The organism is Streptococcus sp. 2018037, assembly GCF_019754195.1.
GTDB lineage: Bacteria > Bacillota > Bacilli > Lactobacillales > Streptococcaceae > Streptococcus > Streptococcus hashimotonensis.
Genome location: NZ_JAIJZQ010000003.1, coordinates 25,706 through 49,968 on the forward strand (window position 1 = coordinate 25,706; position 24,263 = coordinate 49,968).

At 39.3% G+C, this 24,263-nt stretch carries 24 protein-coding genes and 3 pseudogenes; 3 read left to right on the plus strand and 24 right to left on the minus strand.

Annotated elements, in window-relative coordinates; translation table 11 throughout:
- Positions 1-59 precede the first annotated feature (59 nt).
- From arcC to K5Q29_RS01755, 15 genes are all read right to left on the minus strand, one after another.
- Positions 60-1,007 (minus strand): carbamate kinase, encoded by a 948-nt coding sequence (gene arcC / locus K5Q29_RS01685; RefSeq protein ID WP_105139410.1) that lies wholly within the window; start codon positions 1,005-1,007, stop codon positions 60-62.
- Positions 1,008-1,124: 117 nt separating this feature from the next.
- Entirely contained in the window at positions 1,125-2,138 is a 1,014-nt protein-coding gene (gene argF, locus K5Q29_RS01690; RefSeq protein WP_011922164.1) for an ornithine carbamoyltransferase, read from the minus strand.
- A gap of 18 nt (positions 2,139-2,156) precedes the next feature.
- Entirely contained in the window at positions 2,157-2,597 is a 441-nt protein-coding gene (locus tag K5Q29_RS01695) for a GNAT family N-acetyltransferase (RefSeq protein ID WP_044768172.1), read from the minus strand.
- Positions 2,597-3,826, minus strand: a complete 1,230-nt coding sequence (arcA, locus tag K5Q29_RS01700; protein WP_029694042.1) for an arginine deiminase — start codon at positions 3,824-3,826, stop codon at positions 2,597-2,599. The genes K5Q29_RS01695 and arcA overlap by 1 nt, the downstream gene beginning before the upstream one ends.
- A 261-nt stretch (positions 3,827-4,087) precedes the next feature.
- Positions 4,088-4,783: a Crp/Fnr family transcriptional regulator gene (locus tag K5Q29_RS01705; RefSeq protein ID WP_024394776.1), complete on the minus strand. Its 696-nt coding sequence runs from the start codon at positions 4,781-4,783 to the stop codon at positions 4,088-4,090.
- Positions 4,784-5,068: 285 nt separating this feature from the next.
- Positions 5,069-5,986 (minus strand): DNA-binding protein WhiA, encoded by a 918-nt coding sequence (whiA, locus tag K5Q29_RS01710; RefSeq protein ID WP_024414616.1) that lies wholly within the window; start codon positions 5,984-5,986, stop codon positions 5,069-5,071.
- Complete coding sequence (locus tag K5Q29_RS01715; protein ID WP_002937257.1) at positions 5,983-6,957, minus strand: YvcK family protein; 975 nt, start codon at positions 6,955-6,957, stop codon at positions 5,983-5,985. The genes whiA and K5Q29_RS01715 overlap by 4 nt, the downstream gene beginning before the upstream one ends.
- Positions 6,954-7,841, minus strand: coding sequence for an RNase adapter RapZ (gene rapZ / locus K5Q29_RS01720; RefSeq protein WP_024412169.1), 888 nt, complete (start codon positions 7,839-7,841; stop codon positions 6,954-6,956). The genes K5Q29_RS01715 and rapZ overlap by 4 nt, the downstream gene beginning before the upstream one ends.
- A 21-nt stretch (positions 7,842-7,862) precedes the next feature.
- Positions 7,863-8,240 carry a RidA family protein gene (locus tag K5Q29_RS01725; RefSeq protein WP_002937263.1) on the minus strand — a complete coding sequence of 126 codons (378 nt, stop codon included), beginning with the start codon at positions 8,238-8,240 and terminating at the stop codon, positions 7,863-7,865.
- Positions 8,241-8,290: 50 nt separating this feature from the next.
- The gene (locus K5Q29_RS01730) at positions 8,291-9,610 is read right to left on the minus strand and encodes an MATE family efflux transporter (protein WP_105139409.1); all 1,320 of its coding nucleotides are present in this window, start codon (positions 9,608-9,610) and stop codon (positions 8,291-8,293) included.
- Positions 9,611-9,724: 114 nt separating this feature from the next.
- Entirely contained in the window at positions 9,725-9,994 is a 270-nt protein-coding gene (locus K5Q29_RS01735) for a type II toxin-antitoxin system RelE/ParE family toxin (protein WP_105139408.1), read from the minus strand.
- Positions 9,984-10,211 (minus strand): type II toxin-antitoxin system RelB family antitoxin, encoded by a 228-nt coding sequence (gene relB, locus K5Q29_RS01740; protein WP_105139407.1) that lies wholly within the window; start codon positions 10,209-10,211, stop codon positions 9,984-9,986. Before relB ends, K5Q29_RS01735 begins: the two co-directional genes overlap by 11 nt.
- Before the next feature lie 113 nt (positions 10,212-10,324).
- Entirely contained in the window at positions 10,325-11,671 is a 1,347-nt protein-coding gene (gene asnS / locus K5Q29_RS01745) for an asparagine--tRNA ligase (RefSeq protein ID WP_105139406.1), read from the minus strand.
- Between the two features lie 14 nt (positions 11,672-11,685).
- Positions 11,686-12,867 carry a pyridoxal phosphate-dependent aminotransferase gene (locus K5Q29_RS01750; protein WP_105139405.1) on the minus strand — a complete coding sequence of 394 codons (1,182 nt, stop codon included), beginning with the start codon at positions 12,865-12,867 and terminating at the stop codon, positions 11,686-11,688.
- Positions 12,864-13,361 (minus strand): DUF5590 domain-containing protein, encoded by a 498-nt coding sequence (locus K5Q29_RS01755; protein ID WP_105139404.1) that lies wholly within the window; start codon positions 13,359-13,361, stop codon positions 12,864-12,866. Before K5Q29_RS01755 ends, K5Q29_RS01750 begins: the two co-directional genes overlap by 4 nt.
- A gap of 301 nt (positions 13,362-13,662) precedes the next feature.
- On the opposite strand from K5Q29_RS01755, the gene K5Q29_RS01760 reads away from it, so the two are divergent.
- Positions 13,663-14,112: a MarR family winged helix-turn-helix transcriptional regulator gene (locus K5Q29_RS01760; RefSeq protein WP_009909619.1), complete on the plus strand. Its 450-nt coding sequence runs from the start codon at positions 13,663-13,665 to the stop codon at positions 14,110-14,112.
- 62 nt (positions 14,113-14,174) lie between these two features.
- Complete coding sequence (locus K5Q29_RS01765) at positions 14,175-14,720, plus strand: NADPH-dependent FMN reductase (protein ID WP_002941732.1); 546 nt, start codon at positions 14,175-14,177, stop codon at positions 14,718-14,720.
- A gap of 96 nt (positions 14,721-14,816) precedes the next feature.
- Here the strand turns inward: K5Q29_RS01765 and glf are convergent, their stop codons facing one another.
- The 9 genes and pseudogenes from glf to K5Q29_RS01810 form a co-directional block, all read right to left on the minus strand.
- Positions 14,817-15,929 carry a UDP-galactopyranose mutase gene (gene glf, locus K5Q29_RS01770; RefSeq protein WP_105139403.1) on the minus strand — a complete coding sequence of 371 codons (1,113 nt, stop codon included), beginning with the start codon at positions 15,927-15,929 and terminating at the stop codon, positions 14,817-14,819.
- Between the two features lie 783 nt (positions 15,930-16,712).
- Positions 16,713-17,330, minus strand: a complete 618-nt coding sequence (locus tag K5Q29_RS01775; protein ID WP_105139402.1) for an SAP domain-containing protein — start codon at positions 17,328-17,330, stop codon at positions 16,713-16,715.
- Positions 17,331-17,342: 12 nt separating this feature from the next.
- A pseudogene (locus K5Q29_RS01780) lies at positions 17,343-17,531 on the minus strand (hypothetical protein); the annotation flags it as partial.
- Positions 17,532-18,296: 765 nt separating this feature from the next.
- Positions 18,297-20,426, minus strand: coding sequence for a heavy metal translocating P-type ATPase (locus K5Q29_RS01785; protein WP_024414215.1), 2,130 nt, complete (start codon positions 20,424-20,426; stop codon positions 18,297-18,299).
- Positions 20,427-20,445: 19 nt separating this feature from the next.
- Positions 20,446-20,583 (minus strand): annotated as a pseudogene (locus tag K5Q29_RS10885) (CopY/TcrY family copper transport repressor); the annotation flags it as partial.
- Positions 20,584-20,591: 8 nt separating this feature from the next.
- Positions 20,592-22,034, minus strand: coding sequence for a multicopper oxidase family protein (locus tag K5Q29_RS10890; RefSeq protein WP_024414214.1), 1,443 nt, complete (start codon positions 22,032-22,034; stop codon positions 20,592-20,594).
- A 17-nt stretch (positions 22,035-22,051) separates the two neighbouring features.
- Positions 22,052-22,501, minus strand: a complete 450-nt coding sequence (locus K5Q29_RS01800) for a CopY/TcrY family copper transport repressor (RefSeq protein ID WP_024414213.1) — start codon at positions 22,499-22,501, stop codon at positions 22,052-22,054.
- Between the two features lie 457 nt (positions 22,502-22,958).
- Positions 22,959-23,297: a Cd(II)/Zn(II)-sensing metalloregulatory transcriptional regulator CadX gene (gene cadX / locus K5Q29_RS01805; protein ID WP_000711091.1), complete on the minus strand. Its 339-nt coding sequence runs from the start codon at positions 23,295-23,297 to the stop codon at positions 22,959-22,961.
- Positions 23,298-23,308: 11 nt separating this feature from the next.
- A complete protein-coding gene (locus K5Q29_RS01810; RefSeq protein ID WP_172054397.1) occupies positions 23,309-23,923 on the minus strand; it encodes a CadD family cadmium resistance transporter in 615 nt (204 codons plus the stop codon).
- A 110-nt stretch (positions 23,924-24,033) separates the two neighbouring features.
- Here K5Q29_RS01810 and K5Q29_RS01815 point away from each other — a divergent pair.
- A pseudogene (locus tag K5Q29_RS01815) lies at positions 24,034-24,147 on the plus strand (IS3 family transposase); the annotation flags it as partial.
- Between the last annotated feature and the right edge of the window lie 116 nt (positions 24,148-24,263).

Genomic DNA, 24,263 nt, shown 5'->3' on the forward strand with positions numbered 1-24,263 from the left:
ACTATATTTGCATGCAGAGTACATCAACAAATAGAAGCCTCAACGATACATATAGCTGCTTAGCCCTTGACAATGATAGTACCGCTATCGGATTCAATCAAAGCGCCTAAGTTTTCTAATGAGGTAATGACTGCTTTTGATTGCGGCTTATTGTTTACAAAAGCGATAGCTGCTTCAACTTTCGGTAGCATGGAACCTGGTGCGAATTGATTTTGTTTGATATATTCTTCCAATTCAGCTACGGTAACTGTTTCTAATTTTTCTTGGTCTGGTTTGTTGTAGTTAACAAAGACATAGTCTACACCTGTCAAGACGATAAACAAGTCTGCATCAACCAATTCTGCCAAACATTGAGAAGCAAAGTCCTTATCGATAACTGCTTCCACACCGGTAAGAGTACCGTCTGCTTCTTGGACAACTGGAATACCTCCACCACCAGCAGCTACGACAACTTCACCTGCATTGAGAAGGGTACGAATGGTACCAATTTCTTTGATTCCTACAGGTTTTGGCGAAGCAACGACTTTGCGCCAGCCACGACCGGCATCTTCTTTAAAGGTTGCACCAGTCTTTTCTGCTTCTGCTTTCGCTTCGTCTTCTGTATAGAATGGCCCAATAGGCTTGGTCAAATTTTCGAAGGCTGGATCATTCTTATCCACGATAACCTGGGTCACAACAGATGCTACATCTTTTTCAATGCCTTCCTTGATCAATTCATTTTCCAAGGCATTTTGCAACCAGAAACCAATCGAACCTTCTGTCATGGCTACCAAACTGTCTAGTGGAAAAGCTGGGTTCTTTTCCGAATCAGCAGCAAGGTTTTGAAGAAGTAAGTTTCCAACCTGAGGACCATTACCATGCGTGATAATAAGGTCATCCCCATTTTTTATCAATTTTACAAGGTGCTTGGCTGTTTGTACCAAGGCCTCTTTTTGTGCTTTAGCCGATGGGTCAGACGATAAAATGGCATTGCCACCCAAGGCTACTACAATTTTACGATTTGCCATATCTCTTGCTTTTTCCTCACTTTCGCGAAATAGTAGTCGCTTACACATCTATCCTCAAAATAAGGGGGCTGGGTGCCAGCCCCCGGAGGTTGCGATGCGTTATTAGATAGTTAATTATTACACACGTGGAACAAATGGATCCCCTAAAGTAGCCGCCATCACCGCTTTAATTGTGTGCATACGGTTTTCAGCTTGGTCGAAGTGACGAGCATACTTGCTACGGAATACTTCGTCTGTTACTTCCATTTCTTCTACGCCGAATTTTTCAGCGACATCTTTACCATAAACAGTGTTTGTATCATGGAAGGCAGGCAAGCAGTGCAAGAAGATGAGATTTTCATTTTCTGCTTTTTTCACCAATTCCATATTCACTTGGTATGGTTTCAAGAGAGCAACGCGTTCTGCGAATTTGTCTTCTTCACCCATTGATACCCAAACGTCTGTATAGAGAACATCTGCGCCTTTGACTGCTTCGTCAGCATTGTCAGTAATGAGAACACGTGCTCCACTTTCTTTCGCAAAACCTTCAGCCAAGGCAACTACTTCTTCTTCTGGGAAGAGTTCTTTTGGAGAGAAGATATGGACATTGACACCAAGGATAGCGCCCGTTACCAAAAGTGAGTTAGCAACGTTGTTACGGCCATCACCACAGTAAACCAAGGTCAAACCTTCCAACTTGCCAAAGTTTTCTTTGACAGTCAAGTAGTCAGCTAACATTTGAGTTGGGTGCCATGCATCTGTCAAACCATTCCATACTGGCACACCAGAGAATTCTGCCAATTCTTCCACCATTTTTTGACTGAAACCACGGAATTCAATACCGTCGAACATGCGTCCCAAAACTTTAGCAGTATCTTCTGTAGATTCTTTCTTACCAAGTTGGATGTCATTTGCACCAAGATATTCTGGATGGGCACCAAGGTCAATAGATGCTACTGTGAAGGCAGCACGAGTACGTGTTGATGTTTTTTCAAACAAGAGAGCAATATTTTTACCTTCCAAATAACGGTGTGGAATATTGCGTTTTTTCAAATCTTTCAAATGAGCTGAGAAATCAATCAACCATTCCAATTCTGCGCGTGTGAAATCTTTCTCTGCAAGGAAATGTCTGCCTTTAAATACGTTTGTCATTGTCTCTTCTCCTAATGTTTAAATAAATTTTGTCAATGTCTGGCACCATTCTCCATCTTCTTGATAAACTTCAGAAGTTGCTTGGTAGCCGACTGACTCATAAAAAGTCTTTGCAGTTAACTCCGAATGTATATCCAACTGATGAAAGCCTGTTTCACGTGCATAAGCTTCCAAAGAGCTGATAATCATTTTTCCATAGCCTTTTCCACGAAAATTCGGTAGAGTGGCTATTCGGGTTAGACGAGCTTGACCAGGACCGACAGGAAGAAAACGTCCCGTTGAAACAGGCTCTTCACCAATAAAGAGATTGGCGTAAACTCTTCCTTCCGTATCATTCTGGTCAAATTCATCTTCCTTTGCAATGCCACGCTCAAGGACAAATACCTTATAGCGGACATAGATAGAGGCTGCACGTTGCCATTCTTCCGAACCGATAGTTGTTCGTTCTATACTTGGCATTAGATGTCTTCCCGTTCAAACGGCATTGACATACAACGAGGTCCACCACGACCGCGAACCAATTCGCTTCCACCAATCTTAATCAAACGAAGCCCTTTGGACTCGAGGATTGCATTGGTAATCGTATTGCGTTTGTAAACAACTACCACACCTGGTGCAATGGTCAATGTATTTGAACCATCATTCCATTGCTCACGACCAGCAGCAACCATATCACCGCCACCACAACGGATCAATTCTACTTTTTCAAGACCAAGGTTCGCAGCCAAAAGTTCTGCCAAGTCACCATGTTCTTCTTCAATATGAAGCGTATCATTTTCATAGGTTACAGAGAAGACGCGAAGGTCACCTTCAATTTCTGGGTGGATAGTAAACTTATCATAGTCAACCATGGTAAATACCGTATCCAAATGCATGAATTTACGGTTGTTAGCAAATTCGAATGCCAATACTTTCTTGAAGCCAACATGCTGTTCAAAGATATTTACCAATAGTTTTTCAATTGATGCAGCATCGGTACGTTGTGAAATACCTACTGCCAAAACATCTTTTGAAAGAACCAATTCGTCCCCACCCTCGATACGAGTAGTTTCTTCACGATTGTAAACCAATGGAACTTTTCCACCATATTCTGGGTGATGAGTGAAGATATATTTACCATACAAGGTTTCACGGTTCCGTGTTTCTGAATACATGTGGTTAAGAGAAACAGCATTACCAATCGTAGCAAATGGATCCCGTGTGAAGTAAAGGTTTGGCATTGGGTCTATTGCAAATGGGTAAGAGGATTCAACCAAATCTGTCAAACCTTTTTCTTCAGCAGGGATTTCTGGCAATTCTGCCTTTTGAACACCGGCCATCGTTTTCTCAACCAGTTCTTGATTATCTTCAATAGACAACAACAACTTGCGAATTGCCTTCTTAGTCGCCCGACCACGAATGTTAGCTTCTTCGAGATATTCATCAATAAATTGTTCACGAATTTCAGGTGTAACAAGTGACTCAGCAGCTAATTTTTCCAAGTAGAGCACTTCGACACCTTCATCACGAAGAGCTTGAGCAAAAGCATCATGCTCTTTCTGTGCATCTTCTAAGAATGGAATATCATCGAAGAGTAGGCGTTCTAGATAGTCAGGCATGAGGTTTTCAATTTCCTTACCTGGTCTGTGTAACATAACTTTTTTCAGCTTACCAATTTCTGAAAAAACATGAATTGGATGGTTTGACATGATCTGTCCTCCTTGTAGATTTATACATGATGGGAAACGAGGAGGACCGTACGCTTTCCTGCCTCTCATTTCCTCTTTACATCCATAGTTTAACAGAGCAAAAAAACAAAAACTTGAAAACGCTCACATTCATTTTGAGAAATTCTTCACATTTTTAACCTTATTTATAAATAATTATCGATTATATCGCCTATATTCTGCATAATTCTTTCCGTTATATCATTATATGAATTTTTATTTTTTTATAAAAAAACAGAAACTTCAATGAGTTTCTGTCAAATTTTCTAAGAAATAATCAATATCTAAATAAGTTAACTGTTTATGGCTATAAGCAATTTTACCATCCTGTTTCAGTTGCTTCAAAACATGGCTAACCGTTTCCCGTGTCGTAGCTGCTAAACGCGAAATCTCTTGAATATGAATTTCAAATGGCAAGGTAGCAAACTGATCGCGCTGGCACATATCCCAATAAAGAAGAGCCAAAGCTTGAACGACTCGATCTGATGCCTTGGAACGCATCGCATTTCGCAAGCGCAACTCTTGAAAACGAAGCACTTTGGATAATTTTTGACAGATATAGGCCATTTGACTAGGATTTATCTTCGACAAGGTTTCAAACAAGACCATCGGCACAATAAAATACTCTAGGTCCGTTATGGCAATGGCAGTATAATGATAAGGTTTGTCCTGAAACATATCTCCAAAAGGAAAGGCACCTCCCTGCCGAATATAGTCCAAATACGTAAAACTATCCGTCTCATCATATTGCTCAATCCGAGCATAGCCCTTATACAATACAAATAGATAATCTCTAGGATCCTCTGCGTAAAAAAAGATTTGTCCCTTAGGAATCTTTCGAAAACGAATATGCTTAGCTAATTGATCAAAGCTATCACGTGTCAAACATTCAAAAGTTGGATGTGCCCTTAGATAATCATATTGTTCGTTGCTTATCATCAAAACTCCTTTCTAGCTAAAGTATCCTTCTATCTATTCTAACATATATTAACGTTCTATGCTAATCATTACTGAAAAATTCATAAAACAGGATCATTCCTGTGAAGAAGAATGCTATTACAGCTAATACAAAAAACTGGTCCTCTCGAACCAGTCTTAGTCTCGTCGAATGAATGAACTTTCAGACAAGGAACTGAGGTGCAAGCAATACTAGAGTACGGCAAGCCAAAAGTAACGATGTATCAAAGTTAATTCAAAAGACTATAGCATTCTATGTATACCTATCTATTCAGTCAATTCATCCGCAATCTTATTGATTTTCCGCAAACGATGGTTGACACCACTTTTAGTGATCGGTACCGTTAGACTATCCGCCAATTGCTGAATGGAATAATCTGGATGCTGAATTCGCAACTGGGCAATCTCCTGCAAGTCACCTGACAACTGATCTAGACCGATAGTATCCATAATTTTGATAATATTATTAATTGTTTTCATACTAGCATTGACCGTCTTTGCAATATTAGCAGCTTCCGCATTGGTAGCTCGATTTAGATCATTTCGAGCCTCACGAAGCAATTTAACATTCTCAAATTCTGTCTTTGCCTCTTCTGCTCCAATCACCAAAAGAAAATCCATAATGTCCTCTGCACGTTGCAGATAGGTAATAGTTCCCTTACTTCGCTCAATGACTTTGGCATCCAAAAGAAATTTCTGCATCAGATTGGCCAGGTCATTGGCATGGTCACTATAGACAGAAGCTATTTCAAGCTGGTATTTTCCTTTTTCAGGATCTTTAACAGAGCCTGCCGCTAAAAATGCTCCACGAAGATAGGCTTGACTCCATGAATCATTTTCCAAAACCAAGGGAGAAATCCCCGTCTCTAATCCAAAGAAGCTATCAGCCAAATGCAAATCGTTCAACATCTCATTCACGCCGTCTTCTATCAAAACTGCATACACACGATTCTTTTTGAGATTAGGTTTTTGATGATGGCGAATCTCAGCCTTAATCTGGTAGAAATGGAGTAACAGTTCATAAATGTGACGGGCAATCTTTGCATTTTCCGTGCTGATAGAAAGAGTCAAACCTGATGAAGCTAAGCCCAAACTACCTGATAATTTGATAATAGCAGATAGCTCGCTCTTATTTTGGCTAGACTGAAGCAGCAATTCTTCCTTTACTTGTACTGTAAAACTCATGGCCGCACCTGCAAAATCTTGAGCAACTCTTCTACCACCAAGTCACCATCATGGAAAGCTCCGCCATTTTCCAAACGAAGAAAATTCGAAGAAATCACACGATTAGCCTGTTTTTGTAAACCTGCAAAATCGTGTTTTACCTGTACCAAGTATTCATCAAACTGATTGCTATTCATATACTCTTGTGGAACTGGCTCAATATTGACCAAAACTGTATCAATAAATTGTTCAGCTAGGTGGGCATTGAGAACCGCCACATGGTCCGCATCTGAGAAAAACTCAGTCTCTCCCCGTTGGGTCATAATGTTACACACATAGGTCACTTCAGCCTTGGTTTCTTTTAGGGCTTTGCCAATGTCAGAAATCATCAGATTCGGCAAGATTGAGGTAAAAAGAGAACCCGGTCCAAGTACAATCATGTCACTTTCCATAATCGTTTCAACTACTTGGCGACTGGCTTTCGGTTCATCATCGTTATAAGAATTTGTCACATAGACATGATCAATCATCCCATTATGCTTGGAAATCTTGCTCTCACCTGCTACCTCGGTCCCATCTGTAAAAATAGCATGAAGGGTCAAGGCCTGTTCGCTAGATGGATAAATCCGCCCTGTCGTATGGAAAAAGCGCGTCAACAACCTCATTGCATTGTAGGTAGAACCCTGCATTTCTGAAATGCCAGCAATGATGAGATTGCCTAGCGGATGACCAGCCAAAGGACCATCTGAATCCGCAAAACGATACTGGAAAATTTGTTCATAAAGTTTGGGCATATCCGACATAGCCAAAAGGACATTACGCAAATCACCTGGAGGGGTCACCTGCAAAGCCTGACGAATTTCCCCCGAAGATCCTCCGTCATCAGCTACCGTCACGATAGCGGTAATCTCTACATCCTTATCCCGCAAACTCTTCAAGATGACTGGAATACCAGTCCCGCCCCCGATAACTGTAATCTTTGGTTTTCTCATGAGCGGTTGACCGTCTCCTTCCGTCTATCCTTATCACGATGACTACGATTGACATTCCAATTTTTCTCTAAATCGTCTGCCAAACGTTTAGCAAAGGCTACGCTTCTATGCTGACCACCCGTACATCCAACGGCAATCGTTAGAACGGATTTTCCTTCCTTTTGATAACCAGGAAGAATCGGTTCTATCAAGCCGAGCAAATGACTATAAAACTCTTCCGATTCTTGATGCTCCATGACATAGTCAAAGACAGGCTGATCTAGTCCTGTAAGATTCCGTAATTCTAACTTGTAGTAGGGATTTGGTAGGAACCGAACGTCAAAAACCAAGTCTGCATCCAGAGGTAGCCCATATTTGAAACCAAAGGACATCACTTCTATGCGAAACGACGGCTGATTATCTTGACTAGCAAACTGCTCCGAAATTTCCTTACGCAGATTACGAGGAGTCAGCTCTGTCGTATCAATAACATTTTGACTCATATTTTTCAAGGGAGCCAAAAGTTCACGCTCTAGCTGAATCCCGTCCAAAACACGACCATCAGCCGCCAAAGGATGGGAACGACGAGTTTCTTTATAGCGAGCAACCAATTCACTATCCGTTGCATCCAAGAATAGGACTTTAAAATCTAAATCCTCTGCCCCCTCAATCTCATCCAACACCTCTCGAATCTCCGAGAAGAAGGAGCGACTCCGCATATCTACAACAAGAGCAATCTTATTGTTATCCTGGCTATGGCGAATCAACTCTAAAAACTTTGGCAAGAGAGTCGGTGGCATATTATCAATGGTAAAATAACCCAAGTCTTCAAAAGACTGAATGGCTACCGTCTTACCAGCTCCAGACATCCCTGTCACAATCACTAAATGGAGTTTGTCCGACATGACATTCCCTCCTTTTCTCTTCTAATCAATAACTGCAATAACTTCAATCTCAACCTTAACATCACGTGGCAAGCGAGCAACTTCCACCGCTGAACGAGCTGGAAAATCTGCTGAGAAAGCTGTTTTATAAACTTCATTAAAGGCTACAAAATCATTCATATCTTTTAGGAAACAAGTCGTCTTCACCACATGGTCAAAGTCTGTTCCTGCTTCTGATAAAATTGCTGCGATATTTTTCAAGACTTGCTCAGTCTGCTCCTGAATGGTTTCACCAACCACTTCACCAGTTTCAGGTGACAAAGGAACTTGCCCAGAGGCAAAGAGGAAATTTCCAACAACCTTCCCTTGAACGTATGGGCCAATTGCTGCAGGTGCCTTATCTGTGTGAATGGTTTTCATCTGATTATCTCCTTTTTATCATTCTACTGATATTATACCAAAAAACTAGCCTAATCAGCCAGTTTTCGCGTTGTAATAGTAAATCTCCAGCTTAGGAAGATTGCTCGCAAGAGCAGGTCAATCAAAATCGACAGCCAGACGCCGGCAATTCCTAAATCGAACATCTGACCTAAGACGATAACACCTACGACGCGCAGCCCCCACATCCCTATCATTGTGGAGTAGAGTGGCGACTTGGTATCCCCCAAGCCCTGCAGAGCGCCAGCCATGATCAAAGAAACCGCAAGGCCTGGCTGGTTGAAAGCATCGATCCGTAAGGCTGTGACGACTTGTTTGACGGCTTCTAGGTCTTTGGTAAATAGCAGAGCAAAACTTGGAGCTCCGAAAAATAAGATGGTACCGAGCAGAGACATGATGGCTACTCCATAGGCAGAGCTGAGAAATGCGACTCGTCTAACTGTGAGGATGTCCCTCTTTCCCAAGGCTTGACCAATCAAAACCGCTGCCGCTGTCGCAAGACCATAGGCTGGCATATAGGTAAAACTCTCGATATTGCCTGCAATCATGTGAGAAGCATAGACAGTCGTCCCCAGCCCCACAATCAAACTGAAATAGACCACCTGTCCCAACCGCATGACCAAGCGTTCCAAGGCTGCAGGTATGGTCAAATCCACCATTTCCTTAGGACTTCCGAAGTGGAACAATTGTTTGAGATCAACTGCCAAGTCAGTCTGCTGTACCTTACGATACAGCAAGACAGTACCAAGCAAGCGAGCTAAGACGGTTCCCAAGGCCGTCCCTACAATCCCCAAACCTGACCAAGAGCCAATACCAAAAATCAAGAAATAGTCCAAGACCACATTAAAACCATTGGTCAGAAGACTGATTTTCATAGGGGAAACCGTGTCGCCAGATGCCCGCAGGATTGTTCCCAAAATGGTCATCAGAGCCTGGAAAATCGTCAGGCCACCAACCCAGTAAAAAAATGCCTGGGCACCAGCCAAACTCTCCGCATCTGCTCCCATCAGTACCAGCATCTGCCGACCAAAGACAAGCGATAAGAGACCAAAGACCAAACCAGTTCCCAGTGATAAAACCACCGCCTGACGCACCTGATAGGCGACCGCTTCCTTGTCACCCGCACCAATGGACCGAGCAATCAGAGCCGTTGCCCCAACACCCAAAGCCATGTACACTGCCAAGTAGACATTCAAAATCGTATTGGCCAAGCCCACTGCCGTCACCGCTACCAGACCCAGCTGGGCTATCAGAAGGGTATCCACAAAACCAACCAAGGTCTGAAAGATATTTTCCACCGTAGCAGGTAAAGCCAAACGAATAATTTCTTTTCCTAAACTCTCTTGCTTCATTTCTCTCTCCACTGATTTATTTAGAATAATTATAAATAAAATTCAGTGAAGAAGCAAGAAAACAGACCACATTTGTAGTCTGTTCGAGCATTTCTAGCCTAATTTCCTAAGACTTCACTTTTTATAGATTTCTTTCCGGTGCCCAATTTCAAGAGCTAAAATCACCATTTTATTATCAATAATATCACAAATTACACGGTAATTTCCCACTCGATACCGCCACAGGCCCGTATAGTCTCCAACCAAGGCCTTGCCAAACTGCCTTGGATTTTCCAAACCGTCCAAACGTTTTTTCAAATCCTTAACAAGCATCAGCCTCACATACTTGTCCATTTTTTTCAGCTGCTTCAAGGCGTCATCGCTCAGAACAAGTTTATAAGCCATCTTCTAACTCCGCAAGAACATCATCAATCGAGTGTGTAACAGGATTTTCTTGGAATTTCTTCAAAGCCTTGATACCAATTTCATAGTCCAGCTGGTCTTCTATCTGTTCTGCAAGTGCAGTTTTGAATAGCTCAGACAGGCTTTTTCCAGTATGAATAGCATAACTTCTGAAAATTTCCTCTTCAGCTTCATTTAATCGCAAGGATACAATTCCCATCATTCCACCTACTTTCTTCTTGTAATACATTGTAAAACAATTCGTTCAAAATGTCAATTGACACCAGAAAAACAGACCACGTTTGTAGTCTGTTTGTATATCTATTTATTTGCTTACGGATGCAAGCGATGCAACATACGTGGGAACGGAATGGCTTCACGGATATGTTTTGTACCTGCAACGAAAGTTACCATACGCTCAATACCGATACCGAAACCACCGTGTGGCACTGAGCCGTATTTACGGAGGTCAAGGTAGAATTCGTACTCTGACTTGTCCATGCCAAGTTCATCCATTTTAGCCACCAAGGCATCGTAGTTGTCCTCACGCATAGAACCACCGATGATTTCTCCGTAGCCTTCTGGTGCCAAAAGGTCCGCACAAAGCACACGCTCTGGATTGCCAGGAACTGGTTTCATGTAAAAGGCCTTGAAGCTTGCTGGATAGTTGACTACGAAAGTTGGTACACCAAAGTAGTTTGAAATCCAGGTTTCATGTGGTGAGCCAAAATCGTCCCCATGTTCAATGTGCTCGTAGTCTGTATCTTCGTCAGCCTCATGCTCTTGCAAAAGGGTAATGGCATCGTCGTAAGATACCCGTTTGAAAGGCTCCGCAATGTAGCGTTTAAGAGCATCCACATCACGCTCGAGAGTCTCCAAGGCTTGAGGAGCACGGTCAATCACACCTTGAATCAAGGCTTTGACATAAGCTTCTTGCAAGTCAAGTGACTCTTCATGGCTGAGGAAGGAATACTCGGCATCCATCATCCAAAACTCTGTCAAGTGACGGCGAGTTTTTGATTTTTCCGCACGGAAAACAGGTCCGAAGTCAAAAACACGACCAAGTGCCATAGCACCAGCTTCAAGATAAAGCTGACCTGATTGGCTGAGATAGGCTGGTTGACCAAAGTAGTCTGTTTCGAACAATTCTGTTGAATCTTCTGCCGCATTTCCAGACAAGATTGGGCTATCAAACTTGATAAAGCCATTCTTTTCAAAGAATTCATAAGTCGCATAGATGATCGCATTACGGATTTGCTGGATAGCGACCTGCTTACGCGAACGCAACCAGAGATGACGGTTGTCCATAAGGAAGTCTGTACCATGTTCTTTAGGCGTAATTGGATAATCTTGTGACTCACCAATTACTTCAAGGTCTGTTACATCCAACTCATAACCAAACTTAGAACGCTCATCTTCTTTGACAATCCCTGTCACATAGACAGACGTTTCTTGGCTGAGGCGTTTTGCTACATCGAACTTCTCCGCACCAGCTTCTTCGCCGAATTTTTCAATGAAGTTTGGCTTGAAAGCAACAGCTTGGAAGAAGGCTGTTCCGTCACGCAACTGCAAGAAGGCCAATTTCCCCTTGCCAGACTTGTTGGCAACCCAGGCACCAATGGTCACTTCTTGACCGACATAATCTTTTACTTGGTTGATGGTAATCAATTTTCTAGACATTATTTTTCCTCTTTTTATTTTTTCATAAATGTGTGTAGTCGGGCCACTGCTTCTTTGAGCGTGTCCATATCTGTCGCATAGCTGAGGCGGATATTTTCAGGAGCTCCAAAACCAGCACCTGTCACCATTGCAACTCCCGCTTCTTCCAAAATGGCTGTGGTAAATTCAGTCACATCTGTATAGCCCTTCATTTCCATAGCCTTTTTGACATTTGGGAAGAGATAGAAGGCACCTTCTGGCTTGATAACTTCAAAACCAGGCACTTCTGCCAGCAAGGGATAAATGGTATTAAGCCGCTCTTCAAAAGCCTGACGCATGGTTTCTACCGTATCTTGCGGACCAGTAAAGGCCTCAATGGCCGCATACTGAGCAACGGTGGATAGATTAGAAGTCGTTTGTCCGACAATCTTGCTCATAGCCGCAATAATCTCAGGATTGCCAACCGCAAAGCCAACCCGCCAACCTGTCATGGCATAGGCCTTGGCCACCCCATTGACAACAATAGTCTGCTGGCGAATGCCTTCTGAAATGCTTGAAACCGGTGTGAAGGTATTTCCATTATAGACCAAACGACCGTAAATATCGTCTGCCAAGATGAGAATATCGTGCTCTACAGCCCAGTTTCCAATAGCTTCCAATTCCTCACGACTGTAAATCATGCCAGTCGGATTAGAAGGACTATTGAGTAGGAATACCTTGGTCTTATCCGTACGAGCCGCTTCCAGCTGTGCAACCGTTACCTTGAAATTGTGCTCTTCTGTCGCAGTGACAAAGACAGGCACCCCATCATTCATCTTGATTTGATCTGCATAAGAAACCCAGTAAGGTGTCGGAATAATCACCTCATCACCAGGATTGATGACCGCCGCAAAGAAGGCATAAAGAACAAACTTAGCACCTGTCGCAAGAACGACTTGATTGCGTTCGATAGAGTAGCCATAGAAATTCTCAAAGTAGGTATTGACTGCATCCTTCAATTCTGGAAGTCCTGAAGCTACCGTATAAAAACTCGCCTTACCATCTTCGATAGACTTAATAGCAGCTTCTTGAATATTTTTCGGTGTGACGAAGTCTGGCTCACCCAAGGTCAGCTCTAAAATATCACGTCCTTCTGCCTTCAAGGCTTTTGCACGCGCACCTGCTGCCAGAGTTACACTTTCTTCCATCTCTAAGACTCGTCTTGATAACTTGCTCATAAGCCCTCCCGTTTGATAAAGTTCCCTGTTTCAAATTCAACTATGTAGTATGCTGTTCCAGACTTAACTTCCCAAATAGATTTGCCATCCCTTAAACCTAGAATAGTTCGCTCTACTTGGCTTGCACCGTTTTTCTTGGCAATAGCTTGCGCTTCTTCTTGCGAAATTCCCTGAGCTAAAGGATAGACATATACTGTGCTAGAAGCCTCTGGAATCAAAACTGCAACCTCTTCTCCCTGACTGGTTACACCAAATACACAAAAATAGGTTTCAGTACCATTGTAGATAGAAAAATCATTGACAGTTTGCAAATCAGCATATTCTGTAGCTACTGCAACTGCATGACTACGCGCATTGTTGAAAGGGGCAGCAGCAATATCCCAAATAGTAAAAATTGAAAAAGTCACAACACTGAGAAGGATAAAAGAGCCCAACACTAACTGACCTGTCTTGGAAGCCATCCACTCCAACAGTTGAAAAATCTTTTTTTCCATAGTAGTCCCATTATACTACAAATTAAAGCATATTTCCATTCTTTCCGTGATTGTAAATAAAATTTCCTTTTCCTTCGCACAAAGAAAAGGATATAAGAACCTACATTCACAGTTTTGCACTTCCATCTAAGACTATTTTTCAAATGCTCATTGCTCGTTTTTTCCAGTACAGTTAGTATTACCTCAAAAAACGAACTTGATTAACGAAAAACTATCTTTTCTATAAAAGCACTTTACCGATGAATATAGAATCTAACTTTTTTTGCTTGATAACCGAACTATTTATTGCTAAAATATTCTCATGAGAACTGTTGAACAATCTTTAAACGAGAACAAGCATGCACTTCACAGTCTAGTCGTCTTTCGCAGAGCAGCTAATACTATCGCAAAATCAGAATTAGAAACAATCAAAAAATACGGACTGACAGTTTGTCAGTTTGGAGTGATGGAGGCACTCTACAACAAAGGAAATCTGCGGATTCAAGACTTAATTGATAAATTATTAAGCACATCTGGCAATATGACTGTCGTTATAAAAAACATGATTCGAGATGGCTATATCTACAAGACTATCGATACAAATGACCGTCGTGCTTCCTTGATTGCTCTCACTCCACTTGGACGCGAAACCATTGAAAAAATCCTTCCTGAGCATTATGATCACGTTGGAGAGATTTTTTCTGTCCTTAGTTCAGAAGAACAAGACCAATTAGCCGAGATACTTAAAAAATTCAAGAATCAGCAGACCTAGGATTGCCAACAAAAGACAAATACGATATACTAAATTTATGTTTTTATGAAAAGGAGGCCATCATGGCAAACGTATTGTTTTTAGTTGGTTCACTACGTGACGGTTCTTTTAACCATCAAATGGCAAAAAAAGCCGAAGCATTCTTAGCTGATAAGGCTCAAGTATCTTACATTGATCTTGCAAAAATTCCCCTATTCAACCAAGACATCGAGACACCTATCCTTCCTGAAATTGCAGAGCTACGTGCACAAGTAGACGCTGCGGATGCTATCTGGATTTTCTCACCAGTATATAACTATGCAATCCCAGGCATCGTAAAAAATGCTCTCGATTGGCTCAGTCGTTCGCTCGATTTATCCAATCCAAAAGGACCATCTATCCTACAAGATAAAATCACAACTGTCTCTGCAGTCGCAAACAGTGGTCACGACCACCTATTCAAAGACTTCCAACACCTTCTTCCATTTATCCGTACTCAGATTGCTGGTGAATTTACAGGTTCAACCATCAATCCAGAAGCATGGGGAACAGGTGTATTGGAGTTATCTGACGAAACTCTAACAAAACTCGAACAACAAGCAGCTGACCTGTTGGCAGCAATTCAATAATCAAAAAAACCAGAAATTCTGGTTTTTTTTATTAACATTTTAAGAGCATTCCGACTTCTGACAAGAATCAATTACTACTTTGATAACTTCTCAAAATCATTCCCCAACTTCACTTCTCACACACTGCAAGGCAGCTCCGATGCCTTGGTGCATATCGTAGTAACGATAATGACCAAGACGCCCACCGAATATAACGTTCTCTTGTTGTTCTGCGAGGCGCTTATAAGCAGTATAGAGTTTGTTGTTACGATCATTGTTCACTGGATAATACGGCTCATCGCCTCGTTTCCAGGTCTTCGAATACTCGCGTGTAATAATGGTTTTCGGTTGTGTACCAAATTCGAAATGTTTGTGTTCGATAATACGAGTAAATGGCGTTTCACTATCTGTGTAGTTGACAACTGCATTCCCTTGATAGTTTTCCATATCCAACACTTCTGTCTCAAATCGAAGGCTACGATATTCCAATTCACCAAGTTGGTAATCAAAGAACTCGTCAATCATTCCTGTAAAGACAATCTTTGGATAGGTAGCTAAATAGTCTTCCTTATTGGCAAAGAAATCAACATTTGTCTCCACATCAATATTATCATGTTCCAACATTTTTTCAACAATCTGCGTGTAACCGCCGATTGGAATACCTTGGTAGCTATCGTTGAAATAGTTATTATCATAAGTCAAACGCACGGGTAAACGACGGATGATAAAGGCAGGTAACTCCGTACATGGTTTTTCCCATTGTTTCTCGGTGTATGACTTGATCAATTTTTCATAGATGTCTGTACCAACTAGTGAGATGGCTTGTTCTTCCAAGTTCTCAGGCGTTTTTCCTCCCAAAACAGCTCGTTGCTCTGCAATTTTCGCTTCTGCTTCACTAGGGGTCACCACGCCCCACAGTTTATTGAAAGTATTCATGTTGAATGGAAGATTGTAGATTTCACCTTTGTAATTGGCGACTGGTGTGTTTGTATAGCGGTTGAACTCCGCAAACTGATTCACATAATCCCAAATTTCTTTTTCAGAAGTATGAAAAATATGCGCACCATATTCATGGACTTGAATACCTTCTACTTCTTTGGTATAGATGTTACCTGCAATGTGGTCTCGTTTTTCGATAACCTTTATTTTTTTACCCTTTTTAGCTGCCTCATGAGCAAAGACCGCTCCAAACAGACCCGCACCAACAACTAGATAATCGTATTTTTTCATATTGTTTTTACATTTAACTTTCTAAGGAAGTCAATTCTCCAAATCTTTTACTAGACTATCGTTTATATCATCGTCTCATTACCAATAAAGAATGAATTGTGATAATCTCTTCCCTAAAACCTTTCACTTAAAGCTTGCAATATCCAATATTATAACAGACAATACAACCTTCATCAAGTTTAGCAATGATAAAGAGGACTAAGATAAAATAATACCCGTGGTGCTAGTTCGTTTCAAAATAGCGTAAGTTATGAGCTAGAATAATTTGTTCAATTCGTAGCTGTAGTCCGTATCCCTCTAGCTATGTGCCTTTTGTGCCCCTCAACTTTTAATTTTTTTAGTTTCGGCAAAAATCATCCACTGGATAATTTTTCTTCTCCTCTCGCTTTACAATAGGCTTGAACACCTTTATTGTATCGCGTTTGGAGTTTTTTTGGTATAACCTTCGTCGCGCACCTTGCAGAGCGTGATGGACTGAAAGTCACATAACAAGTCTACAAAGCCTAAAATAAAAAACAATGCAGCAGCATTTTTTCTCCATATATCAGCTTCCTAATTCAAACTAATATCAAAGAATACTATTCTCTAATCTTCTTTTTTCGTCATAATTACAATAGATAAATTTATTGCAATTCCTATAATAATGATTCCTACTAAGACTATTCCTATTAAAATCATTGACATTGAATACTTACCAAAAAATTCCAACATCTATTCACTTTTTGATTTACTATTCATGTGTTAGTTTTTATCGAATTGTTAGCTTAGCAAGCTAAGAATATCCTACTTGCAACACTCTTTTATTTTAGTCGAATATTTAGTCAAAAGATTCTTTGAATAAATTTTTTCATTTTTTGAATTTCGGACTTCTTTCCAAAGAATAGAAGCTACTTTTAATTTGTTTGAGTAGTTGCAACTATTTTCGTCTGCACAGAAATCCTTCAAAAATTGATTCCATTGACAAACCGAATTGTCATACTTAGCATAATTTGATTTTCCATAATAAACTTTTAGCATATCTTGAATTGTAAAACTCAAATCCTTTTCTCTTTTTACTTTCCTCCAAGCTATTGCCATATCAGCAGTAAATTTAAATGGTGAGATACCTGTTAAAACAGAGAAATATTCTCTGAACTTTGCATTAAAGGAAAAACCACATTCAAGTAATGGCATATCTAAGGTAATAGTTTCTACCTGTTTCTTTTCATTTATTGTTGTTGACTTTTTAATGAAATTACCCTTAAAGTATTGCTCAATAATATAATTGAATTCCTGTTTTGTACCTCTATATTCTAATCCTAATGACTTGCATATCCGTGAAAGTTCTTCACGATACCAATAATATTTATTAAACTCGTCAAACGATGTAATTTTGTCAAACTCAGGTCTACTTTCTATCAATATTTTATCTCCTCAAAACCAATTTACTTTTTCATCTCTAAACAATGGTGTTTCACTCTCTTTGTGAGGATTGTAGTTATTACAATTACAGCCAAACTCTTTCAATACTTTTATCTTATTATCGGATGTCCAAACAATCAAAGTGATACCGTCAAATTCTTTAATTTTCCCCTCATTCATTTTATTTTTGAAGTGCCATTCTCTTTGGGAGTTCAAAGGTCCTGGGGACCTTTGAAGTAGCTTGCTCAAAAACAGGAGAGCAAGCTGGACAATCTAATTGCGTTTTTTTAATAATCCCACAACTTCTATATGTGCTGATAGGCCTTACCTATATTATAGAACGAAAGACATGAGTGAAATTTTGGAAAAATACTGTGGAACAGAATAATGCACTAAATTTTATTATTTATTCCAGTATAAATGAGAACTCCACTTCATTATTTTTTCTCAAGAATTGATTTTACACTATGAGTCGTCATTTAAAGTCCTTACAATTTAAATTGAATAAATCTTTAAATTAAAAAATATTTTGAAAAGAATAGATAAAACAACACTATCTTTCAAAATACATTTTTTACACAAATCCGCACCTGTCATTTCATAGATATGCTTTATCTATCAAAAAGACTAGCAAAAAATCGCCACCTCAAAACGAGATGACGATTCTGTTATTTACTTAATTCTTTGTAAAGCTCAATCCTTTCTTTCTAGTATTATTGACTTTTTTATAGACTGCATATTTCTGTACTCTTAGTTTTTCAGCCTCTTTTATCTGCATCAAGCAATCTCTCCCAAATTGCACCTATAATTTCATCATCTTCAAAAGCAACTAATACTACTTCTCGATCTAAATCAATCGACTACTTCTGACAACACGATTTTACAAAGAGCCAGTACTTACATCTCTTTTTTTCCTGTAAAACTATTGTATCTTGATACTTTAATGAGTTTCAATCATTCAATCTGTTAACCCTTATTTTTTGGATCTAAACTTAATAACATAGCATTAATGGCGACGATGACTGTTGACACAGACATTAGGATTCCTCCTAATGCAGGGCTTAATGTGATACCAATAGGAGCCAAAATTCCTGCAGCTAGAGGGATAGCTATAAAGTTATAACCAGCTCCCCAAAATAGGTTTTGTTTCATTTTACGAGTTGTTTTGTGTGCTAATTCAATGAATGATTCAATATCTCCTGGATCGGATTGAGTCAATATGACATCAGCTGAATCCAATGCAACTTGAGTTCCAGCACCTACAGCTATACCAACATCTGCTAAGGCAAGAGAAGGAGCATCATTTACACCATCACCTACCATGATAACTTTCTTTCCTTCATCTTTAAGTGTTTTAACTAACTCATATTTGTCTTGTGGAGATTGATTTGATCTATACTCAATCCCTAAGACTTCTGCCGCGCCTTGAGCCGCTTTTTCATTATCACCTGTTGCCATAATTGGTTGAATATTGTTCTTTTTAAGAGCTTTAATTAACTCTTTACTCGTTGGTTTTAATTCGTCCCCTAAAGCTACAGCACCAATGGCATCATCGTTTTCTACTAAGACACTAAGAGTTGCTCCTTTTGGAATATCCATATCAAGATTACGTCCATAGGCTTTTTGACTGATTAATTGGTAACGGTGCCCACCTGCTTTACCCTCTACTCCAGAACCGGAAATCACATCAATCGAATCAAAAGATGCTGGACGTATATCTTGCTGCTCGGCGAACCTTATAATTGATTGAGCAATTGGGTGGCTAGATCCTCCTTCAATACCTGCCAATAAGGCAATGATTTCCTCTTTTGTATATTTGTCATTAAGAAGTTTTACATCTAATACTTTAAATTCACCAGTTGTTAAAGTACCCGTTTTATCTAAAATTATCACATCTGCATCTTGAGCTATTTCTAAGGCTTGGCGGTCTTTTACTAGTAAGCCACGGCTAGCCCCTAAGCTTGTGCTTCGGGCGGTTACCAATGGAATAGCCAGACCCAATGCGTGCGGACAAGCAATAACTAATGTAGTAATAGTAAATATAACTGCCGTTGGGATATCTCCAATAATCATCCACACTACAAAAGCAATTAGCGCGACAATAACAGCAATATAGAAGAGCCACCCTGCAACCTTTTGCGCAATATTTTCTGCCCTGGAAGGCTGACTTTGAGCTTGGCTAATTAAAGTCTGTACTTGAGAGATAAAGGATTGATCGCCTGTCTCATTCACTTTAATATAAAGAACCCCTTCTCCATTTGTTGAGCCTCCGATTACTTCATCGCCAGGACCTTTTTTAACTGCTTTTGATTCTCCAGTCAAAAGAGCTTCATTTACACGTGATTCGCCACGCTCGATAGTTCCGTCTGCTGGCACATTTTCTCCGGCTTGAACACGAATTAAATCGCCTACCTGTAAGTCAGCAACTGGACGTATTTCAATTGAATCATCTTCTAACACAACGTGAGCATCTTTTGGTACCAACTTAGCCAATGCTGCTTGTGCGTCTCCTGCTTCTCCAATAGCTTTCATCTCAATCCAGTGACCTAATAACATGATTAATAATAATGAAGCAAATTCAAAGAAAAAGTCCATCACGTGTCCACCCGTTACGTAGGTAATGATAACAGCATAAATACTGTATAAATATGAAACACTTATACCTAAAGAAACTAGAGCCATCATTCCAGGTTCTTTTTGTTTAAATTCGTCAACTGCGCCTTGATAGAATGGACGTCCACCATAAATAATTAATATAGTAGATAAAATAGCTACTACAATATCAGAATATGGAAAAGTAAACTGGAATGGTAGGTCAAACCCAGCCATAGGGGATAAGAGCATAATAATGATTCCTAGTGGCAATGATTTTAAGAAAAGTTCCTTAAAGTTACCGTGATGATGGTGTTCATGCCCTCCGTGATGCCCACTGTGGTCATGCCCACTGTGCCCGCTGTGATCATGCTCAGCATGATGTTCTCGATGTTGATTCTTATGGTCTCCATGTTCTTCCGTGCTTACGTGCTCATGTTTTGAATGATCCATGTCGCCATGATTATGGTGACAGTGGGATAAATGTTTGTTGTTATTGTTCATTTTAAATTCCTCCTTATTCTTAATGATGATGTAAATGACACTCGCATTGTCTTTCTGGACAATTGCAATCCACTTCTTCTACTGCGAAAGATTTTTTTATCTCTAATATTTTTTCTAGTCGATCTATATCATCGAAGCTTAAGACATGATCTTCAATATTATTTATTATTCTACTTTAATTTGTCCCATCATACCTGCTTCTTCATGTTCAAGAATGTGACAGTGGTACATATAACTACCCTTCTTATTAAACTTAACTATAAGTCTTACTTTTTCGTTAGCCTCAATATATACAGTATCTTTCCATCCGCTCTCCTCTGGAGAAGGCGCATTACCGTTTCTTGATAGAATTTGAACCTGTGTGCCATGAATATGGAATGGGTGCCCCATTTCATGCATCATAGATCCTGGGTTTGTAATTTCCCAAATCTCTGTATCTCCAAGCTTCACTGTTTCATCAATTCTATTCATATCAAACTTTATACCGTTTATTGATACCATTTGACCCATACCTTGAAGCTCAAAGCTTCTTATCTTAGTAGCTTGTGCTTCTGACATTCTTTCTATATTCGTTAAAGTGCTAGGTACTTCAGTATCATCTTTCCCATCGCCTTTAACATTAAATGTCATAATGGCTTCCTTATTACTCATAAGTGATAGCTGCGTTCCCTTTTCATACTTTGAAAAGTCCACTATTATCTCTGCTCTTTCCCCAGGTGATAACATAATATTTCTCTGGCTAACCGGTTTTTCTAAAAATCCACCATCAGATGCTATTTGATAGAATCCATCTCTATTATCTAACTTCAAATTAAAGTTACTTGCATTAGCACCATTAACTATTCTAAATCTCATCTTGACTCTATTAACCTCTAAATTAGGTTTAATAGCTCCGTTAACTATGACAGTATCCCCTGTTGCTCCATCCATCATATTTGTATTATAAATAAAACTGCCGTCCTTGCCAAAGCTTCTATCTTGAATTACTAAGGGTATATCATTTACTCCATATTCCTTAGGAATATTTAAGCTTTTTGATACTTCATCATCCACATAGAATAGTCCTGCTAAACCTTTATAAACTTGGGTAGCAGTATTTCCTCCAAAGTGCGGATGATACCACAATGTTGCAGCCTGTTGATTTACTGTAAAACTAGGCTCCCAAGTTGTTCCTGGTTCAATTCCTTGATGAGGGCCCCCATCCTTTTCTCCTTCTACCTCTAGTCCATGCCAGTGAACTGTAGTTGCTTCTTTTAGCTTGTTATTTACGTGCACATTTACTTGCTCACCTTTACTTACTCTGATGACAGGGCCTAAGAAGCTTCCGTTGTAACCCATAGTTCGTGTCTTGGTATTTGGTAAAAATGAAGTTTCTCCTTCTTGAGGTTCTAAAGTAAAATCCGCAATATTAGGATCTGGATTTTTATCCTCTAATAGTGGTGGTATAGGAAGTGTACTTTTTGTTTTACTTGTTTGAATTTCTATATTAACTGCACTCTGGTTTATTTTAAAATAACTGATCATTGGTTCTAAAAGTGTAATATATCCAACTGCAGTTAATACGACTGTAAGTCCAATACCTAATAACATATATTTATTCTTACTCATTTTTATTCCTCCATATGTTAATGATGATGTAAATGACACTCGCATTGTCCTTCTGGACAATTGCAATCCACTTCTTCTACTGCGAAAGATTTTTTTATCTCTAATATTTTCTCTAGTCGATCTATATCATCGAAGCTTAAGACATGATTTTCAATGATGCTTCCTATTACATTTCCAACTTTCTTATTGCAAATACGGTTAAAAATATCTTCTGCATAATCCCTTACGGCTTCTTTCTCTACAATATTGGCAGTGTAAATAAACTTTCTACCTTCTTGCTCTGTATTTAGTACGCCTTTTTCAACTAACCGACCTAAGATCGTTTTGATAGTGGATTCTGTCCAGTCCATTTTTTCTTTCAATACAGAGATGACTGTTTTACTAGTTACTCGATCATTTGCCCAAACTACACGCATTACTTCCCATTCAGCATCTGTGATAGAAGTATTAAGTTCTATTGTGCTCATTTTCCTTTCCTCCTTGTTGTTTACATATGTAAACGAATATGTTCAAAATAAGTTTACTATTGTAAACGAAATATGTCAAGTCTTTTTATTAAATTCTCACTTTTTGGGGTCAGTCCCTTAAAACTGAAAGTTTTAAAATGAAATTAGCCATCTACCTATACTGTGAGATGAAGGCTACGACTCATTCTGATAACTCATCGATTTCATTTGATGACAGGTTTGGAGCTGTTAGGCAAATTTGCCAAGGCTAATCATAGCCTTGCTTTAGCCCAAAAAAGACATCCAAGAGATTTCTCTTGAATGTCTGTAAACGCTGATAAAATCGTAGGTCGCTTTGCTTTAAATTATACTTTTTTCTTAAACATTTGATACGAGTAGGTATTTCTTGTGAGTAATTTTCATCAAAAATTTCATATATAATCTCCCTATAATCATGGAAAAGTAGTAAAAATAGTTGTTATCCTAGTTGATTAAAAAAATCTCTGATTTCCTCATCTTTTATAAAATAATATATAATTTTCCCCTCTCTTCTAGTGTCCAAGATGTTTTGATTGGCTAGTTTACGAAGATGGTGGGAGGCAGATGCCATACTGAGATTTAATAAACAGGCTATATCGCAGACACAGAGTTCTTCGACGGCAAGGAGATAAAAGATGATATTTATCTGTTTATTATCGGTAAATTTTGATAAAATGCGAAGTGATTTTTGGACTTTTTCCTTTTCAAGGTAGTTCGTTGCGGTTGTAACATTTTGTTGATTTATAACATTCACTTGGCAGATACTATCTTTTTTCAAAATATTTTCTCCTAGCCTAACACAGTCCATAGCATGTCAAAGCTGTTGTTTTCAATCAGGATATACATCCCCAATCCTAAATAGACAACGGCAATAAACCATCTGCTATATTTTTCCAAAGTTTCTCCAACAGAAGGGACTTGTGACAATTTTTGGGCAGAAAAAACCAAGAGATAAATCATGACTAGAAAGGTCAGTAAAGCCACTATCAAATTCGCTAAATTTAAGGTAGTAAAATATGGGACAAAGACACCAATATTGTCAGCACCACAACTTGCAAAAGTAATCATAGCGACTAGAAAAATCAGGTTTTTATTATCTTTGCTCAAACCTTCTTTGGCAATAGCTTCTCCATCAGAATCTCCTAAAAGCAAAACTTTGAGGCCTAGGAAAATTGGAATCAAACCGAGCAAACCTAAAATCTCTTTACTAGGAATATAATCTAAGACAAATGCAAAAAGCAAACTTAGCAATATTAGACTAACAGAGCCTAGAAATTGTCCTAAATAGATGTTAATGATGTCTTTTCTGCTTTTTCTTTTGGCAAAAAATAACATTAGGATAATAAGTAAGTCTACGGCTGTCCCAGAATACAGGATTATTGAAGTAACAACATTTTGAATCATAAAACACCTCATTCAAATATATTTTTGAATGAATTTTAACATTAAACTTTGTAGATGTCAACTTAAAATCCACCAATTAATAATTGCATGTCAATATTTGTATTGTGTTGTTTCAGAAATATATTGTAATTCAAATTGTAGAAAATTACATCAAATATTATAATGAAAAAAGAATCCAACAAAAATCGGACTACCTGTCTCCGGTTGAATACCGGAGACGGTAGCCCTAGGGTGTTTTTATTAAATTCTCACTTTTTTGGGGTCAGCCCACGACCGTTGATTGAGCTTAAAACTATTTCGATTTATGAGCCATTGGAAATCTCGTATAATGCATATATGT

Bases quoted from the DNA above. Each gene is read 5' to 3' on its own strand.
- K5Q29_RS01810 (WP_172054397.1), bottom strand. From the start codon at position 23,923: ATGATTCAAAATGTTGTTACTTCAATAATCCTGTATTCTGGGACAGCC.
- arcA (WP_029694042.1), bottom strand. From the start codon at position 3,826: ATGTCAAACCATCCAATTCATGTTTTTTCAGAAATTGGTAAGCTGAAA.
- K5Q29_RS01765 (WP_002941732.1), top strand. From the start codon at position 14,175: ATGGCAAACGTATTGTTTTTAGTTGGTTCACTACGTGACGGTTCTTTT.
- K5Q29_RS01715 (WP_002937257.1), bottom strand. From the start codon at position 6,957: ATGAGAAAACCAAAGATTACAGTTATCGGGGGCGGGACTGGTATTCCA.
- K5Q29_RS01735 (WP_105139408.1), bottom strand. From the start codon at position 9,994: ATGGCTTATAAACTTGTTCTGAGCGATGACGCCTTGAAGCAGCTGAAA.
- arcC (WP_105139410.1), bottom strand. From the start codon at position 1,007: ATGGCAAATCGTAAAATTGTAGTAGCCTTGGGTGGCAATGCCATTTTA.
- rapZ (WP_024412169.1), bottom strand. From the start codon at position 7,841: ATGTCGGACAAACTCCATTTAGTGATTGTGACAGGGATGTCTGGAGCT.
- K5Q29_RS01785 (WP_024414215.1), bottom strand. From the start codon at position 20,426: ATGAACAATAACAACAAACATTTATCCCACTGTCACCATAATCATGGC.
- K5Q29_RS01755 (WP_105139404.1), bottom strand. From the start codon at position 13,361: ATGGAAAAAAAGATTTTTCAACTGTTGGAGTGGATGGCTTCCAAGACA.
- K5Q29_RS01725 (WP_002937263.1), bottom strand. From the start codon at position 8,240: ATGAAAACCATTCACACAGATAAGGCACCTGCAGCAATTGGCCCATAC.
- asnS (WP_105139406.1), bottom strand. From the start codon at position 11,671: ATGTCTAGAAAATTGATTACCATCAACCAAGTAAAAGATTATGTCGGT.
- whiA (WP_024414616.1), bottom strand. From the start codon at position 5,986: ATGAGTTTTACAGTACAAGTAAAGGAAGAATTGCTGCTTCAGTCTAGC.
- K5Q29_RS01760 (WP_009909619.1), top strand. From the start codon at position 13,663: ATGAGAACTGTTGAACAATCTTTAAACGAGAACAAGCATGCACTTCAC.
- K5Q29_RS01730 (WP_105139409.1), bottom strand. From the start codon at position 9,610: ATGAAGCAAGAGAGTTTAGGAAAAGAAATTATTCGTTTGGCTTTACCT.
- glf (WP_105139403.1), bottom strand. From the start codon at position 15,929: ATGAAAAAATACGATTATCTAGTTGTTGGTGCGGGTCTGTTTGGAGCG.
- argF (WP_011922164.1), bottom strand. From the start codon at position 2,138: ATGACAAACGTATTTAAAGGCAGACATTTCCTTGCAGAGAAAGATTTC.
- relB (WP_105139407.1), bottom strand. From the start codon at position 10,211: ATGGGAATTGTATCCTTGCGATTAAATGAAGCTGAAGAGGAAATTTTC.
- K5Q29_RS01695 (WP_044768172.1), bottom strand. From the start codon at position 2,597: ATGCCAAGTATAGAACGAACAACTATCGGTTCGGAAGAATGGCAACGT.
- K5Q29_RS01800 (WP_024414213.1), bottom strand. From the start codon at position 22,501: ATGAGCACAATAGAACTTAATACTTCTATCACAGATGCTGAATGGGAA.
- K5Q29_RS01750 (WP_105139405.1), bottom strand. From the start codon at position 12,867: ATGAGCAAGTTATCAAGACGAGTCTTAGAGATGGAAGAAAGTGTAACT.
- K5Q29_RS01705 (WP_024394776.1), bottom strand. From the start codon at position 4,783: ATGATAAGCAACGAACAATATGATTATCTAAGGGCACATCCAACTTTT.
- K5Q29_RS10890 (WP_024414214.1), bottom strand. From the start codon at position 22,034: ATGAGTAAGAATAAATATATGTTATTAGGTATTGGACTTACAGTCGTA.